Source organism: Streptomyces sp. NPDC053755 (assembly GCF_040677675.1).
Taxonomy (GTDB): Bacteria; Actinomycetota; Actinomycetes; order Streptomycetales; family Streptomycetaceae; genus Streptomyces.
Genome location: NZ_JBFASK010000017.1, coordinates 16,645 through 31,820, shown reverse-complemented (window position 1 = coordinate 31,820; position 15,176 = coordinate 16,645). Strand labels below are relative to the sequence as shown.

The 15,176-nt window shown below is 71.4% G+C and carries 14 protein-coding genes; 8 read left to right on the top strand and 6 right to left on the bottom strand.

Annotation, left to right across the window (positions count from 1 at the left end; all coding sequences use genetic code 11):
* Nucleotides 1–5 precede the first annotated feature (5 nt).
* Nucleotides 6–770 (top strand): SDR family NAD(P)-dependent oxidoreductase, encoded by a 765-nt coding sequence (locus AB0K65_RS17960; protein ID WP_365717501.1) that lies wholly within the window; start codon nt 6–8, stop codon nt 768–770.
* A 55-nt stretch (nt 771–825) separates the two neighbouring features.
* Here AB0K65_RS17960 and AB0K65_RS17955 read toward each other — a convergent pair whose 3' ends face one another.
* Entirely contained in the window at nt 826–2,019 is a 1,194-nt protein-coding gene (locus tag AB0K65_RS17955) for an RtcB family protein (protein WP_365717499.1), read from the bottom strand.
* 174 nt (nt 2,020–2,193) lie between these two features.
* Between AB0K65_RS17955 and AB0K65_RS17950 the strand changes: the two genes are divergently transcribed.
* The 3 genes from AB0K65_RS17950 to AB0K65_RS17940 all read left to right on the top strand — a co-directional run bounded on the left by AB0K65_RS17950 (nt 2,194) and on the right by AB0K65_RS17940 (nt 5,399).
* Nucleotides 2,194–3,108 (top strand): DUF3558 domain-containing protein, encoded by a 915-nt coding sequence (locus tag AB0K65_RS17950; RefSeq protein WP_365717497.1) that lies wholly within the window; start codon nt 2,194–2,196, stop codon nt 3,106–3,108.
* Between the two features lie 116 nt (nt 3,109–3,224).
* A complete protein-coding gene (locus AB0K65_RS17945) occupies nt 3,225–3,956 on the top strand; it encodes a DUF3558 family protein (RefSeq protein ID WP_365717495.1) in 732 nt (243 codons plus the stop codon).
* A 132-nt stretch (nt 3,957–4,088) separates the two neighbouring features.
* Nucleotides 4,089–5,399: a DUF2637 domain-containing protein gene (locus AB0K65_RS17940; protein ID WP_365717493.1), complete on the top strand. Its 1,311-nt coding sequence runs from the start codon at nt 4,089–4,091 to the stop codon at nt 5,397–5,399.
* 16 nt (nt 5,400–5,415) lie between these two features.
* Here the strand turns inward: AB0K65_RS17940 and AB0K65_RS17935 are convergent, their stop codons facing one another.
* Both AB0K65_RS17935 and lysS read right to left on the bottom strand, forming a co-directional pair.
* The gene (locus tag AB0K65_RS17935) at nt 5,416–5,619 is read right to left on the bottom strand and encodes a hypothetical protein (protein ID WP_365717492.1); all 204 of its coding nucleotides are present in this window, start codon (nt 5,617–5,619) and stop codon (nt 5,416–5,418) included.
* A 254-nt stretch (nt 5,620–5,873) separates the two neighbouring features.
* Nucleotides 5,874–7,598: a lysine--tRNA ligase gene (gene lysS / locus AB0K65_RS17930; RefSeq protein WP_365717490.1), complete on the bottom strand. Its 1,725-nt coding sequence runs from the start codon at nt 7,596–7,598 to the stop codon at nt 5,874–5,876.
* A 238-nt stretch (nt 7,599–7,836) separates the two neighbouring features.
* Here lysS and argS point away from each other — a divergent pair, with 238 nt between their 5' ends.
* Nucleotides 7,837–9,600, top strand: coding sequence for an arginine--tRNA ligase (gene argS, locus AB0K65_RS17925; RefSeq protein WP_365717488.1), 1,764 nt, complete (start codon nt 7,837–7,839; stop codon nt 9,598–9,600).
* A 61-nt stretch (nt 9,601–9,661) separates the two neighbouring features.
* On the opposite strand, the gene AB0K65_RS17920 is transcribed toward argS, so the two are convergent.
* Entirely contained in the window at nt 9,662–11,197 is a 1,536-nt protein-coding gene (locus AB0K65_RS17920) for a helix-turn-helix domain-containing protein (protein ID WP_365717486.1), read from the bottom strand.
* A gap of 272 nt (nt 11,198–11,469) precedes the next feature.
* Between AB0K65_RS17920 and AB0K65_RS17915 the strand changes: the two genes are divergently transcribed.
* Complete coding sequence (locus tag AB0K65_RS17915; protein WP_365717484.1) at nt 11,470–12,195, top strand: DUF4232 domain-containing protein; 726 nt, start codon at nt 11,470–11,472, stop codon at nt 12,193–12,195.
* Nucleotides 12,196–12,204: 9 nt separating this feature from the next.
* Here AB0K65_RS17915 and AB0K65_RS17910 read toward each other — a convergent pair whose 3' ends face one another.
* Nucleotides 12,205–12,474: a DUF1876 domain-containing protein gene (locus tag AB0K65_RS17910; RefSeq protein ID WP_365717482.1), complete on the bottom strand. Its 270-nt coding sequence runs from the start codon at nt 12,472–12,474 to the stop codon at nt 12,205–12,207.
* A 170-nt stretch (nt 12,475–12,644) separates the two neighbouring features.
* Here AB0K65_RS17910 and AB0K65_RS17905 point away from each other — a divergent pair, with 170 nt between their 5' ends.
* Nucleotides 12,645–13,631: an NAD(P)-binding domain-containing protein gene (locus tag AB0K65_RS17905; protein WP_365717480.1), complete on the top strand. Its 987-nt coding sequence runs from the start codon at nt 12,645–12,647 to the stop codon at nt 13,629–13,631.
* Nucleotides 13,628–14,158 carry a hypothetical protein gene (locus AB0K65_RS17900; RefSeq protein ID WP_365717478.1) on the top strand — a complete coding sequence of 177 codons (531 nt, stop codon included), beginning with the start codon at nt 13,628–13,630 and terminating at the stop codon, nt 14,156–14,158. The genes AB0K65_RS17905 and AB0K65_RS17900 overlap by 4 nt, the downstream gene beginning before the upstream one ends.
* Here the strand turns inward: AB0K65_RS17900 and hemB are convergent.
* On the bottom strand, nt 14,142–15,143 hold the full coding sequence (gene hemB / locus AB0K65_RS17895; protein ID WP_365717476.1) for a porphobilinogen synthase: 1,002 nt from the start codon (nt 15,141–15,143) through the stop codon (nt 14,142–14,144). The two genes, AB0K65_RS17900 and hemB, sit on opposite strands and share 17 nt — an antisense overlap.
* Between the last annotated feature and the right edge of the window lie 33 nt (nt 15,144–15,176).

The window sequence follows — 15,176 nt, the reverse complement described above, 5'->3', positions numbered from 1 at the left end:
ACGCCATGACTGCCGCCGCCACCCCCATCGCCGTCGTCACCGGAGCGAGCAGCGGCATCGGCGCGGCCACGGCCAGGCAGCTCGCCGCGGCCGGATACCGCGTGGTCCTCACCGCCCGCCGCAAGGACCGCATCGAGACCCTCGCCGCCGAGATCAACGAAGCCGGCCACCAGGCCACGGCGTACGCCCTCGACGTCACCGACCGGGACGCCGTCGACACCTTCGCGACGGCCTTCCGCACGATCGCCGTCCTGGTCAACAACGCGGGCGGCGCGCTGGGCGCGGACCCCGTCGCCACCGGCGACCCCGAGGACTGGCGCCGGATGTACGAGGTCAACGTCATCGGCACCCTCAACATCACCCAGGCCCTGCTCCCCGCCCTCACCGCGAGCGGCGACGGCACGGTCGTCGTCCTCTCCTCCACCGCGGGCCACTCGACCTACGAAGGCGGCGGCGGCTACGTCGCCGCCAAGAACGGCGCCCGCGTCCTCGCCGAGACCCTCCGCCTGGAGATCGTCGGCACCCCTGTGCGCGTCATCGAGATCGCCCCCGGCATGGTGAAGACCGACGAGTTCGCCACCACCCGCTTCCGCGGCGACTCCGAGAAGGCCGCCAAGGTCTACGCGGGCGTGTCGGAACCCCTCACCGCGGACGACGTCGCCGACACCATCACCTGGGCCTGCACCCGCCCCTCCCACGTCAACATCGACCTCCTGGTGGTCCGCCCCCGCGCCCAGGCCTCCAACACCAAGGTCCACCGCGAGCTGTGACCGTCAGGGAAGACCGAAGAGGGGGCCGGCGCACCGCGCCGGCCCCCTCTTTCCTTCAGCCCTTCACGCAGATGACCTGCTTCAGCTTCGCGACGACCTCCACCAGATCCCGCTGCTGATCGATGACCTTCTCGATCGGCTTGTAGGCACCCGGGATCTCGTCCACGACGCCGGAGTCCTTCCGGCACTCCACGCCCCGCGTCTGCTCCTCCAGGTCCTTCGTCGAGAAGCGCCGCTTCGCCGCGCTGCGGCTCATCTTGCGGCCGGCGCCGTGCGAGGCCGAGTTGAAGGACGCCGTGTTGCCCAGGCCCTTCACGATGTAGGAGCCGGTGCCCATGGAGCCCGGGATGATCCCGAACTCGCCGGACCCCGCGCGGATCGCCCCCTTGCGGGTGACCAGCAGGTCCATGCCCTCGTACCGCTCCTCCGCCACGTAGTTGTGGTGGCAGGAGATGACCTGGTCGAAGGTGACCTTCGCCTTCCGGAACTCCCTGCGGACGACCTCCTGGAAGAGCGCCATCATGATCGCGCGGTTGTACTTCGCGTACTCCTGCGCCCAGAAGAGGTCGTTGCGGTAGGCCGCCATCTGTGGGGTGTCGGCGACGAAGACCGCGAGGTCGCGATCGACGAGCCCCTGGTTGTGCGGCAGCTTCTGCGCCTCACCGATGTGGTGCTCGGCGAGTTCCTTGCCGATGTTGCGTGATCCCGAGTGCAGCATCAGCCACACCGAACCGGACTCATCAAGACAGAACTCGACAAAGTGGTTTCCGGATCCGAGCGTCCCCATCTGCAATGCGGCACGTTCACGACGGAACTTGACCGAATCGGCGATCCCGTCGAACCGCGACCAGAAGTCGTCCCAGCCCGACGTCGGGAACTGGTAAAGCCGCTTCGGATCCACCTCGTCCGGGTGCATCCCCCGGCCCACCGGAATCGCCTGCTCGATCTTCGACCGCAGCCGCGACAGGTCCCCCGGCAGGTCGTTCGCCGTCAGCGAGGTCCTGACCGCCGACATGCCGCAGCCGATGTCGACCCCCACCGCCGCCGGACACACCGCCCCCTGCATCGCGATCACCGACCCGACCGTCGCACCCTTGCCGTAGTGCACGTCCGGCATCACGGCCAGACCCTTGATCCACGGGAGCGTCGCCACGTTCCGGAGCTGCTGCATGGCGCCGCCCTCGACCGTGGAAGGATCGGCCCACATCCGGATGGGCACCTGCGCTCCCGGCACCTCTACGTACGACATACTTCCTCGATTCCCCCGAAAAGCCTGAAAACGCAAAAACCGGCACCAAAGCCCGTACAGGTGACGACGGACCGGCATCGACGGCAGTGCGTGCGATACACATTGTGTCCATCGGCCGACATCCGGCGGCAAACAGTTTTCGGGGGCGACCCCGGGAGAAGGGAGCCTGGGAGCGTGCAGCGACAGGCGTACGGACCCGGCCGCACACGGCCCGCGGCGTTCACGGCGGCCGCGCTGGCGCTGGGGCTCGGCATCGGGGCGGGCCTCACCGGATGTTCGGCGGGCGGCGGCGACGGCCGCGCCACCGTGGACTCCAAGGCGGGGCCTGTCACCGCCGTCGCACCGCCCGGCCGGTACCGCACCCTCTTCGAGCCCTGCCGCGCCGTCGCGCCCGCCACGCTCAAGGACCTGCTGCCCGGCGCCGCCGATCTCCCGGAGCCGGAGCGCAACAAGGCGTACCGCGGCACGGCGACCGCCACGTACGACACCGACCGCCGCGTCGGCTGCACCTGGAAGGCCGACGCCCCCGACGCCTCGCACCGTCTCGTCCTCGACATCGAGCGCGTGGTGTCGTACGACCCCGCCGTCAGCGACGACGACCGCGCGCAGGAGGTGTTCGACCGCAAGCAGACGGCGGCGGACCTCCCGCAGCCGGCCCGTACGCAGGAGTCCCCCCAGACGCCCGCCGGCACGCCGGGCACTCCGGGGACGGCCGGGACCGGCGCCGCCTCGGGCACCGGCGCACCCGGTGCCCCGGTCACCCCGAGCCCCACCGCCACCACCGGCGCCCCCGCCGGCACCCCCACCGGCACTCCCCCGACCGCCCCGGCCACCGGTTCTCCCACCGGCCTGGAGCCCCGGGTCCTGGACGGCCTCGGCGACGTGGCCTTCCTCGACGACGCCCTCGTCACCGGCGAATCCAGCGACCACCATCGCGCGGTGAGCGTGGTGTTCCGCACATCCAACGTGATCGTGACCGTCGAATACCTGGAGCAGGCGACCGATCCCGCGGTGGCGCCGGACAGCCGCAAGCTGCAGGAAAGGGCCCAGAATCTGGCCCGCCTGCTCGCCGAGCGCCTGGAGGAGTAGCCGGACGGCCACGCCCCGTGAGGCCGCGGCGACCACGTACCGTGTCGGCGTACCGTGGCCGCCGCCCAGGCCGTACGACAAGCGACCGACCCGTACGACAAGCGACTGAGGGAACCATGCACCGATCAGCCCCGCGACTCACCCGCATACTCGCCTGCGCAGCCGTCCCGGTGATGCTCGTCGTCGCCGGCTGCTCCTCGGACTCCGACGGCGGTTCCGGTTCGACTCCGGACAAGGGCAAGGGCTCGGCGTCCTCCGCCGCCCCGCAGCCCACGCCGTCGAAGCCGAAGGTCGAGCCCGCGAAGTACGCGAAGCTGCCCGACTTCTGCAAGTCGATCTCGTCGAAGACGACCGCGGCCCTGGTGCCCAAGGCGAAGACGAAGAACGGCACGGCGGCGGCGTCCACCGACCTCACCCGGCGCGGCGGCTGCTCGTGGAACGGTCTGGACGAGAAGGGCGTGAAGGGCTCCCAGTACCGCTGGCTCGACATCTCCTTCTACCGGTACGCGTCCGACGAATCGCTCGGCAGCGGCCAGGACCGCGCCCAGGAGAACCTCGCCAAGGAACTGGCCAAGATCCAGGCCACCGAGGGCGCCAAGAAGCTGCGGACGACCGCCGCCGGCGGCATCGGCGACGAGGCGAGCGCCGTCACCTACGAACTGCGCAAGACGAACGAGGACTTCGAGTACGCCTCGATCGTGGCGCGCACGGGCAACGTCGTCGTGCTGCTCTCCTACAACGGAGCCGGTTACGCCGGGGCCGCCACCCCGAGCGACAAGACGATCCTGGACGGCGCGGTGAAGGCCACCCGGGAGGCCGTGGCAGCGGTCGCGGCGGCCAACAAGTAGGTACTCGACTCACCTCGAACACCCGCATATGCGCAGGTTTCCGCGGAGCCCGGCCCTCCCCCGAGGGCCGGGCTCCGCACACGTGTGCCACGCTGTGCCCGCGAGATGTCGAATGACGGGAGGGGATCGCGGGTGGCCGCGGTGCAGCTGACACGCACGCACAAGATTCTGATCGGGGTGGTGGTCGCCGGTGCGGTGGTCATCGCCGGGATCGGTTTCGCGGGTTCGTACGCCGCCGTGCGCGAGCTCGCCGTGGAGAAAGGTTTCGGCGACTTCTCCTACTTCTTCCCCATCGGCATCGACGCCGGCATCTGTGTGCTGCTCGCACTCGACCTGCTGCTGACCTGGATCCGGATCCCCTTCCCGCTCCTGCGTCAGACGGCGTGGGTGCTGACGGCGGCGACGATCGCGTTCAACGGCGCGGCCGCGTGGCCGGACCCGCTGGGTGTGGGCATGCACGCCGTCATCCCGGTGCTGTTCGTGGTCGCGGTGGAAGCGGCGCGGCACGCGGTGGGCCGGATCGCGGACATCACGGCCGACAAGCACATGGAGGGCGTCCGGCTGACCCGTTGGCTGCTGTCGCCGATTCCCACGTTCCGGCTGTGGCGGCGGATGAAGCTGTGGGAGCTGCGGTCGTACGAGCAGGTCATCAAGCTGGAGCAGGACCGGCTGATCTACCAGGCCCGGTTGCAGGCCCGTTTCGGGCGGGCATGGCGGCGGAAGGCGCCCGTGGAGGCGCTGATGCCGCTGCGGCTGGCGAAGTACGGGGTGCCGCTGGCGGAGACGGCCGCGGCCGGTCTCGCCGCGGCCGGTGTGGAGCCGGCGCTGATACCCGCGGCGCCCGCGGCGTCCGATCCGCTCGGGTCCCTCGGCCCGGGCCGTCCCCAGGCGCAGGTGCAGGCGCAGCCGCAGGCTCCGGAGCTGGTACGGGGCCCGCAGGGCCGGGCCGCGCGGGATCGCACCGGACCGGGCGCGCAGGAGCCGACCGAACAGGAGCTCGCGGCGCAGGAGCTGGCGGCGCAGGAGCTGGCGGCCGCGAACCACGAGAGCCCGTGGTTCCAGGCGCAGCAGCTTCCCCCGGAGGCGTACGAGAACGCCTACGCCCCCCAGTACGTCGAGGGCTTGGAGCCCACGCCGGTGGCGGTTCCGCAGGGCCCCGAGGACGTGCCGGCCGCGGGCCCGGAGCACCCGGAGCGGTTCGAGGAGTACGCCGAGTACGTCGAGCCGGAGCCGCCCCTGGAGGAGTTCGCGGACGTCGCGTACAAGGCGATGTGGATGTACGTCGAGGAGAACCAGCAGCCGCCGAGCGTCGAGCAGCTCGACATACTGCTGAGCGACCGGTACGGCGTGCGGCACCCCCGCAGCGCCTCGATGCTGCGCCAGCTGATGCCCGCTCTGCGGGGTCGCATGGAGCAGGAGCTGGCGGAGAACCACATCGCCTGATCACCGCGCGCGGTGATCAGGCCTTGGCGCGCTTCGCGCTCTCGCCCCAGAGGGCGACGGCGATTCCGGCGGCCGCGATGACGAGGTAGCCGGCCGTCGGGATGTCCCACCACCGGTGGAGCAGCCCCCAGGGCTTGTCCCCGAACATCCGCCCTCCGGCGCCGAGCGCCCCCTGGACGAGGGCGATCCAGCCGATGACTGCGATGGCTTCGTTCTTCATGCCTCCACGGTCTCCCGCGTCGTGCGCGTGTGCGTCATGCCCACGACCGAATCGCGCCTCGTCCGAAGGATGCAGAAGGACCGCGGAGGGCGCCGGGCTTGGAAGGCCCCGACGGATCGCGGAAGGCCGAGAGTCGCGGAAGGCGCCGAGAGCCGTGGAGACGCGTCAGGCCGCCGCCCGGGGTTCGGGCGGCGGCCTTCTCGTCCGGCAGGCGACAGGCGGGAGACCGGCGGGCGCGGGCCTCCCGCGGGCCGTCAGGCTCCGAGCAGCTTGCGCACCCGGTCCGCGCCCACGGCCAGCAGCAGCGTGGGCAGACGCGGTCCGGTCTCGCGGCTCACCAGGAGCTTGTAGAGCAGGGCGAAGAAGGCGCGCTGGGCGACCTTCAGCTCCGGGGTCGGCTTGGCCTCGGGGTCGAGGCCGGCCATGACCTTCGGGACGCCGTAGACGAGCGTCGTCAGGCCGTCGAGCGACCAGTGCGTGTCCAGTCCCTCCAGGAGCAGGCGAAGCGACTCGCGCCCCTCGTCGTCCAGGGAGCCGAGCAGCTCCGCGTCGGGCTCCGAGCGGACGATCGTGCGCTGGTCCGCGGGGACCTGGGTGGTGATCCAGTTCTCGGCGCGGTCGAGGCGCGGCCGCACCTCGTCCAGGGACGTGACGGGATTCTCCGGGTCCAGGTCGGTCAGGATGCGCAGCGTCTGCTCGTCGTGGCCGGCCGTGATGTCCATGACCGAGGCGAGCGTCCGGTACGGCAGCGGGCGCGGGGTGCGCGGCAGCTCACCGGCCGCCGTGCGCGCGGCACGGGTGTAGGCGGCGGCGTCGGCGGGCAGCACGCTCCCGTCCTGCACCTTGGACTCCAGCTTGTCCCACTCGTCGTAGAGCCGCTGGATCTCCTGGTCGAAGGCGATCTTGAAGGACTGGTTGGGCTTGCGGCGCGCGTACAGCCAGCGCAGCAGCGGCGCCTCCATGATCTTCAGCGCGTCCGCCGGCGTGGGGACGCCGCCGCGCGAGGAGGACATCTTGGCCATGCCGCTGATGCCGACGAAGGCGTACATCGGGCCGATCGGCTGCACGCCGTCGAAGATCTGCCGCACGATCTGGCCGCCGACGACGAACGACGAGCCAGGCGAGGAGTGGTCCACGCCCGACGGCTCGAAGATCACGCCTTCGTAGGCCCAGCGCATCGGCCAGTCGACCTTCCAGACCAGCTTGCCGCGGTTGAACTCGCTCAGCTTGACGGTCTCGGCGAAGCCGCACGCCGTGCAGGTGTAGGCCAGCTCGGTCGTCTCGTCGTCGTAGGAGGTGACGGTCGTCAGGTCCTTCTCGCACCGCTCGCAGTAGGGCTTGTACGGGAAGTACCCCCCGGCGCCGCCGGAGCCGTCGTCCTCGCTCGCGGCGCCGGAACCCTCCTCGGCCTCCAGCTCGGCCTCGTCGACCGGCTTCTGCGACTTCTTCCCCGGGGACTTCTTGGTGCGGTACTGGTCGAGGATCGCGTCGATGTCGCCGCGGTGCCTCATGGCGTGCAGGATCTGCTCGCGGTAGGTGCCGGCCGTGTACTGCTCGGTCTGGCTGATGGGGTCGTACTCGACGCCCAGCTCCGCCAGGGACTCGACCATGGCCGCCTTGAAGTGCTCGGCCCAGTTCGCGTACGCCGATCCGGCCGGTGCGGGCACGGACGTCAGCGGCTTGCCGATGTGCTGCTCCCACGACGCGTCGACGCCCTCGACGCCGTTCGGCACCTTGCGGTACCGGTCGTAGTCGTCCCACGAGATGAGGTGCCGGACCTCGTGGCCCCGGCGGCGGATCTCGTCGGCGACCAGGTGCGGGGTCATGACCTCGCGGAGGTTGCCCAGGTGGATGGGGCCGGAGGGGGAGAGTCCGGAGGCGACGACCACCGGTTTGCCAGGCGCACGTCGCTCCGACTCGGCGATGACCTCGTCCGCGAAACGGGAGACCCAATCGGTCTCGGTGCTGCTCTGAGCCACGGTCGGTTCGTCCTTCTTCCTTGGTTACCTCGGAGCCTTACAGCCTTACGTCAGTCATTCTCCCAGACGGAACGACGCGCTCGGAGGTTGTCCACAGGTCCGGGTCCGTCCACCGGCCGAAGGGGCGCGAGCGGGCGGCGAAAACGCGTTGCCCGCCCATGGGACACTTGACAGGCGAAACAGCCCTTCCGGAACCGACCCCGGGAACCGGAACACGACGACTCAGGAACGGAAGCTCATGGCCTCGGTCCCTTCCCTCGCTTCGACCGTGCAGCAGCGCCTCGCGGAAGGTCTCTCGGCAGCCCTGCCGGAGGCCGGTTCCGCCGACCCGCTGCTGCGACGAAGCGACCGGGCGGACTTCCAGGCCAACGGCATCCTGGCCCTGGCCAAGCGGCTGAAGGGCAATCCGCGTGAGCTGGCCACGCAGGTCGTCGGCGCGATCCCGGCGAACGACCTCCTGAAGGAGATCGAGGTCTCGGGCCCCGGCTTCCTGAACATCACGGTCACCGACGAGGCGATCGTGCGGACCCTCGCCGCCCGCGCGGCCGACGACCGTCTCGGCGTGCCGTTCGCGGAGAACGCCGGCACGACGGTGATCGACTACGCCCAGCCGAACGTGGCCAAGGAGATGCACGTCGGCCACCTCCGCTCCGCCGTGATCGGCGCCGCGATGGTCGAGATCCTGGAGTTCACGGGCGAGAAGGTGGTCCGCCGCCACCACATCGGCGACTGGGGCACCCAGTTCGGCATGCTCATCCAGTATCTGATCGAGCACCCGCACGAGCTGGACCACTCCTCCGGCGAGGAGGTCTCCGGCGAAGAGGCGATGTCGAACCTCAACCGGCTGTACAAGGCCTCGCGCGCGCTGTTCGACTCCGACGAGGAGTTCAAGACGCGGGCGCGGGCGCGGGTCGTCGACCTCCAGGCGGGCGACGAGCAGACCCTCGCGCTGTGGCAGCGGTTCGTCGACGAGTCGAAGATCTACTTCTACTCCGTCTTCGACAAGCTCGACATGGACATCCGCGACCCGGACGTCGTCGGCGAGTCCGGCTACAACGACATGCTGGTGGAGACCTGCCGCATCCTCGAGGAGTCGGGCGTCGCGGTGCGGTCGAACGGCGCGCTGTGCGTCTTCTTCGACGACGTCAAGGGCCCGGACGGCAATCCGACTCCGCTGATCGTGCAGAAGTCGGACGGCGGCTTCGGCTACGCGGCGACCGACCTGTCGGCGATCCGCGACCGGGTGCGGAACCTGAAGGCGACGACTCTGCTGTACGTGGTCGACGCCCGGCAGTCCCTGCACTTCAAGATGGTCTTCGAGACGGCCCGCCGGGCCGGCTGGCTGAACGACGAGGTCAAGGCCGTGCAGCTGGCCTTCGGCACGGTCCTCGGCAAGGACGGCAAGCCGTTCAAGACCCGTGAGGGCGAGACGGTCCGGCTGGTGGACCTGCTGGACGAGGCGATCGACCGGGCCGCGTCCGTGGTCCGTGAGAAGGCGCGCGACCTGACCGAGGACGAGATCGCCGAGCGGGGCGCCCAGGTGGGCATCGGCGCCGTGAAGTACGCGGACCTGTCGACCTCGGCGGCGCGGGACTACAAGTTCGACCTGGACCAGATGGTGTCGCTCAACGGCGACACGTCGGTGTACCTCCAGTACGCGTACGCGCGGATCAAGTCGATCTTCGGCAAGGCCGGCGAGCGCACCCCGCTCGCCCACCCCGAGCTGGAGCTGGCCCCGGCGGAGCGCGCCCTCGGCCTGCACCTGGACCAGTTCGGCGAGACGGTGGCCGAGGCCGCCGCCGAGTACGCACCGCACAAGCTCGCCGCGTACCTCTACCAGCTGGCCTCGCTGTACACGACGTTCTACGACCAGTGCCCCGTCATCAAGCCCGAGCCACCGCAGGAGGTCGCGGAGAACCGCCTCTTCCTCTGCGACCTGACGGCCCGCACCCTCCACCGGGGGATGGCCCTGCTGGGCATCCGGACGCCCGAGCGTCTCTGACGGGACCCCGCTGCACGACGAGGGCCCCGGCACCGTATCCGTACGGTGCCGGGGCCCTCGCTCACTCCGCCGCGGCCCACTCGTTCCTGTCGTACTGGTAGTTGTAGAGCTTCCTGCCCTCCATGGCGCTGACCCGGAACGGCTTGCCGCCGTCGTCGACGACGATCGTGCCGCGCCGCTCGCCGTCACTCCATTCCAGCTCCAGGTACCAGGCGACGACATGCCCCTCGGTGTGCACGTCGAGGTTGAAGACCTGGGGGTCGCTCGTGGACACCTTGAAGGGGAAGTCCTTGGCGGGCACCGTGCTGTCGCCGTCCTGGCCCGCGATGGGCTTGGCGGACGGGCGTGCCGCGTCGAGGTCGATGTCGAAGGTCTGGGGCGTGACGCCGCCGCCGCAGCCCTCGCCCATGGCGTAGACCGCCCGGTCGAGGGGCTCGCCACGCTCCACCACCCGTACGTGGATGCCGGTGACGACCACGGCGGCGTCCGTGCGGCCGGTGGCCGTGAGCTCCAGGTACACGTGACCGGCGTCGACCCCGTCGAAGGGCGCCGCCCAGCGGCGGGACTCCTGCGGCGCGGGCGGCGGCGGGACCTGGTCGGGCCGCCGGTCGAGCAGGTAGTACTGCCCACAGGGTCCCGCCCAGTTGTACGAGCTGACGCCCGCGCGCAGAGGCGTTCCGGACGCCTTGCCGCCGGGCGCCGCGGTGTCCTTCGTACGGCTCGGAGTCGCGGACGCGCCCGAGGGCTTCGTGGAGGCGGGGGGTGTGGAGGCGGACGGGGACGGGATGGTCGGCGAACCGCTGGGGGAGACGCTCACGCCGGGCACCTCGGAGGGACCGGCCGCTGCCCGCCCGCTCTTGTCCCCTTCGCCGACGGGGTCTCCGGAAACCGTCCGGCCGATGCCGTAGGCCAAGGGCACGGCGAGCGCGACGACGGCGGCCGCGGCGAGCACCATCCGCAGCCGCTTGCGGGAGCGGGGAGCGGCCGGGGCGGAGGCTCCGACGGTGACGACGGGCTCGGGCCGGTCGCTCGGGTCACTCTCCGAGTCTCCCGGCTGGGCGGACGCAGCGGCCCCGGTGGTCCCGGCGGCCCCGGCTGTCACGCCGGTGCCCGCGCTCTCGGTGGTCGCGCTGGTCCCCGCGGTCACCGCGGTCCCCGCGCTCTCGGCCGACTCGGCCTGACCGGTGGTCCCGTCAGTCCCGGAGGCGACAGCTGTCGCCTGGGGGACTGACGGCACCCCAGAAGCCTCAGGAACCCCACCAGCCTCCGCCCCATCAGCCGCCACGTCCGCCACCGGTGCAGCGGGACCCACCGGAGTGACCGCGGCAGCCGGCTCCGTGACCGATCGCCGTCTCCTGGCGTCGTCGGCCACGATCCAGCTGCGGTGAAGGGCGATCATCTCCTCGCGCGTGGCACCGCAGAGTCGCCCCAGCCGTTCGACGGGCGCGAACTCCGTGGGGACGGCGTCCCCGTTGCAGTACCGGTGCAGCGTCGACGTGCTCATGTGCAGCTTCTTGGCCAACGCCCCGTAGCTGAGCCCGGATCGCTCCTTCAGTCCGCGTACGAGCTCCGCGAAACCGCCCGTCTCCGTTGCCACCTGCCCCGTCCCCCTCGATTCGCCGTCTCAGGAACGCGTTCCAGGGAAGGGTCGTTCCCCCAGGTCACGGTAGGTGCGTGCGTTCCAGCGTCCCCCATTGTCCCGTGCCGATTGCCGACGGACCGCCGGGGGCCGCAGGGTATGAGCCATGCCGAGCAGCCGGGCCACGGACATCGTGGCCACCGCGGTGCTGATCGCCTGCACCGTCATCGTCGTCGCACTGATCAACCGTCACTGATCAGGCCGTTCATCACACTTCACGGGGGACCACCATGGGCTTCACCACTCGTGCCACCACGACCGCCGCCACCGCCCTGCTCGCGGCACTGTCGCTCACCGCCTGCCAGGGGGACGGCGGCGAGCCCGCCGCCTCCGCACCGAAGCCGTCGGCCGCGACGCCTTCGACCGGCCAGAGCCCCGCGGCGACGCCTTCGACGGGCCAGGACCCCGCGGCGAGGCCGTCCGCCGGACAGCCCTCGGGCGCCTCGTCCGCGTACGGGTCGCCCGGTCGGTCGTCGAAGCCGGGCCCGAAGCCCACGGCCGGCCCCGAGGACCACGCCCCGGTCACCACGCCCTGCACCGGCGCCACGGCCAAGGTCGTCGCCAGCAAGGTGACCCGCCCCGTCAACCACCTTCTCCTGACCGTCACCAACACCGGCAGCCGCGCCTGCAACGCCTACGGCGCGCCGTTCGTCGGCTTCGACGACGCCCAGGCCCCCATCGGCGTCGTCGACGCGTCCCGCCCGCAGGCCGTCGTCTCCCTCTCCCCGGGCGCCTCCGCCTACGCCTCCGTCCTGCTGTCGGGCGAGCGCGGCGGCGACCCCGGGGCACACGGCCGGACCGTGCGGCAGGTGTCCGTCCACTTCGCCCCGGGCGACGGCTCGGGCGGCTCGGTGGGCAGCGGTACGACGCTGGCGGCACCCGGCGGCACGTACGCCGACGACGACGCCAGGGTCACGTTCTGGCAGCGCGAGATGGACCAGGCGCTGACCTTCTGACCCCTCCGGTCAGCCGAGGGGGTGGGAGGTCCTCCCCGACACCTCGTCGATCTCCGTGTGCGCCTTCTGCAACAGCTGGGAGGCGAGATCCATGAGCGCGCGGGCGCCCGCGATCTCCTCTCCCACACGCAGCTGTTCCGGATCCGAGGGATGCCGGTGCGCACCGCCATGGGCGCGGTATTCCGTGCCGTCGCCGAGCCTCACCATGGCGGCGGCTCTGGTCCGGTCGCCGTCCTCCTGGAACTCCATCTCGATGTGCCAGCCGACGAGTGTCTGCATGAGGACCACCTCCAGCGGTACTACCAGGGTGCGCCGCCCGGCCCATCCTTACCAATCGGTGCGTAGCCGACCGGAAAGTCGGTACTTGTGGGGCGCACCGCCCCGGAGAAGGATCGACGTCGGGCCGCGAGACGGCCCGGCACCCCGGTACCGAGCCCTGGAGCACCCCCATGCCCGAAACCCCGTCCCCCTCCCTGCCCGAAACCGCCACCGCGCGCGCCGGGGACCTCTCCCACGCCCCTGCCCGCGGCCCCGCCCGGGTCTCCGTCCTCGGCCTCGGCATGATGGGCAGCGCCCTGGCCGCCGCCTTCCTGGACGCCGGCCACCGCGTCACCGTCTGGAACCGCTCCCCCGCCAAGACCGGCCCGCTGGTCGCGCGGGGCGCCCTGCCCGCCGGGTCGGCGGCGGACGCGGTGGCGGCGAGCCCGCTCGTGGTCCTGTGCCTGCTGACGAACGAGGACGTCGAGGGCCTCCTCGCCACGCTCCCCGGCCGGTTGGAGGGCAGGACCCTGGTCAATCTGACCAACGGCACCCCCGCGCAGGCCCGCGCGCTCTCCGCGTGGACGCAGCGGCACGGCGCTCGGTACGTCGACGGCGGCATCATGGCGGTGCCGCAGATGATCGCCGGCCCGCACGCGTACGTCTTCTACAGCGGTGACGAGGCGGCGTACGAGACCCACCGCCCCACCCTCGCTGCCCTCGGCGGCACCCGCTGGACGGGCGGCGACCCGGGGCTCGCGGCCCTGTACGACCTCGGCCTGCTGACCGGCATGTACGGAATGGTCATCGGGGTGGTGCAGGCCCTGGCCCTGGCCCGTACGGAGCACGTCGGCGCCGAGGAGTTCGGCGAACTGCTGGTGCCCTGGATCACGGCGATGCTCGGTACGGTCCCGGAGATGGCCCGTGCGGTCGACTCGGGGCAGCACCTGACCGACGTCTCCAGTCTGGCGGTGAACCGGGCGGCCTTCCCGAACTTCCTGGCGGCGTACCGCGACCAGGGGATCAGCGGGGAGCTCTTCGAGCCCTTCCAGGCACTCCTGGAGCGGGCCGTCGACGCCGGGCACGCGGCGGACGGGCTGTCCCGGCTCACCTCGATGCTCACTCTCCGTCAATTCACTTGCACGGTCGGTTCCGGGTCCGGAAACTGTGGGGAATGACCAACGTTTTAGTGGAGTCCTCGTCGTTCCCCGAATTCGGCCGCCCGGACGCCGGCCTGGTACTGATCTCGGAGTGGCGGACACCGGACGCGGAGCGCCGGCAGGCCGTCATGGACGGCGTCATCGACGCCTGGGCGGAGGCCCGGCTGCCCGAGTCGTTCCTCGGCCGCTACTGCCTGGTGGGCTCCGACGGGCTGACGATCCTCAACTACGCCCAGTGGACCGACGCCGCCGCCCACCACGCCTTCGCCGCCGACCCGGCCAACCAGCGGGCCATCGCCGAATCCGTCCAGGCCCTGATCTCGGTCGGCCCGCCCGGCCGGTACCGCTACGAACGCTCGGTCGTCCTCCGGGAGGGGCCTCTCCGCACGCTCGCCACCGCCCCGTCCGAGACGGGGGTCGCCCAGTACGTCCACCGCGGCGAGGACGGCAAGACCGTCCGCGTCCTCACGGCCCACGACGACGAAGGGGACGGAACCACCGTGCGGTTCCGTCCCTGCCGAGGGCTCGTCAGACCGCGCGGCTGAGCATCCGCGCGGCCTCGGTGGCCCAGTACGTCAGGATCATCCGGGCGCCCGCGCGCCTGATCCCGGTCAGGGTCTCCAGGACGGCCTTGTCCCGGTCGATCCAGCCCCGCTCGGCCGCCGCCTCGACCATCGCGTACTCGCCGCTGATCTGGTAGGCCGCGACCGGCACGTCCACCGCCTCGGCGACCTTCGCCAGCACGTCGAGGTAGGGGCCCGCGGGCTTCACCATGACCATGTCGGCGCCCTCCTCCAGGTCGAGCGCCAGCTCGCGCATCGACTCGCGGAGGTTCGCCGGATCCTGCTGGTACGTCTTGCGGTCGCCGGTCAGCGACGAGCCGACGGCCTCGCGGAAGGGCCCGTAGAAGGCGGAGGAGTACTTCGCCGTGTACGCCAGGATCGACACGTCCTCCTTGCCGATCGTGTCCAGCGCGTCGCGGACCACGCCGACCTGGCCGTCCATCATCCCGGAGGGCCCCACCACGTGGACCCCGGCATCCGCCTGAACCTGCGCCATCTCGGCGTAACGTTCCAGCGTGGCGTCGTTGTCGACCCGCCCGCTCGCGTCCAGGACCCCGCAGTGACCGTGGTCCGTGTACTCGTCGAGGCAGAGGTCGGACATGATCACGAGGTCGTCCCCGACCTCGGCCCTCACGTCCCTGATCGCGACCTGGAGGATCCCGTCCGGGTCCGTGCCCGCCGTACCGGCGGCGTCCTTCTTCGCGTCCTCGGGGACGCCGAAGAGCATGATTCCGGAGACCCCCGCCTCCAGCGCCTCCACGGCGGCCTTCCGCAGGGTGTCCCGCGTGTGCTGCACGACGCCGGGCATCGCGGCGATCGGCACGGGCTCACCGATGCCCTCCCGCACGAACGCGGGAAGGATCAGGTCGGCCGGACTCAGCCGCGTCTCGGCCACCATCCGCCGCATGGCGGGAGTCGTCCGCAGCCGCCTCGGCCGCGCCCCGGGAAAGGATCCGTACGAGTTCATGCCCCCGAGGCTACGCCCGCCCCACCCCTCCAC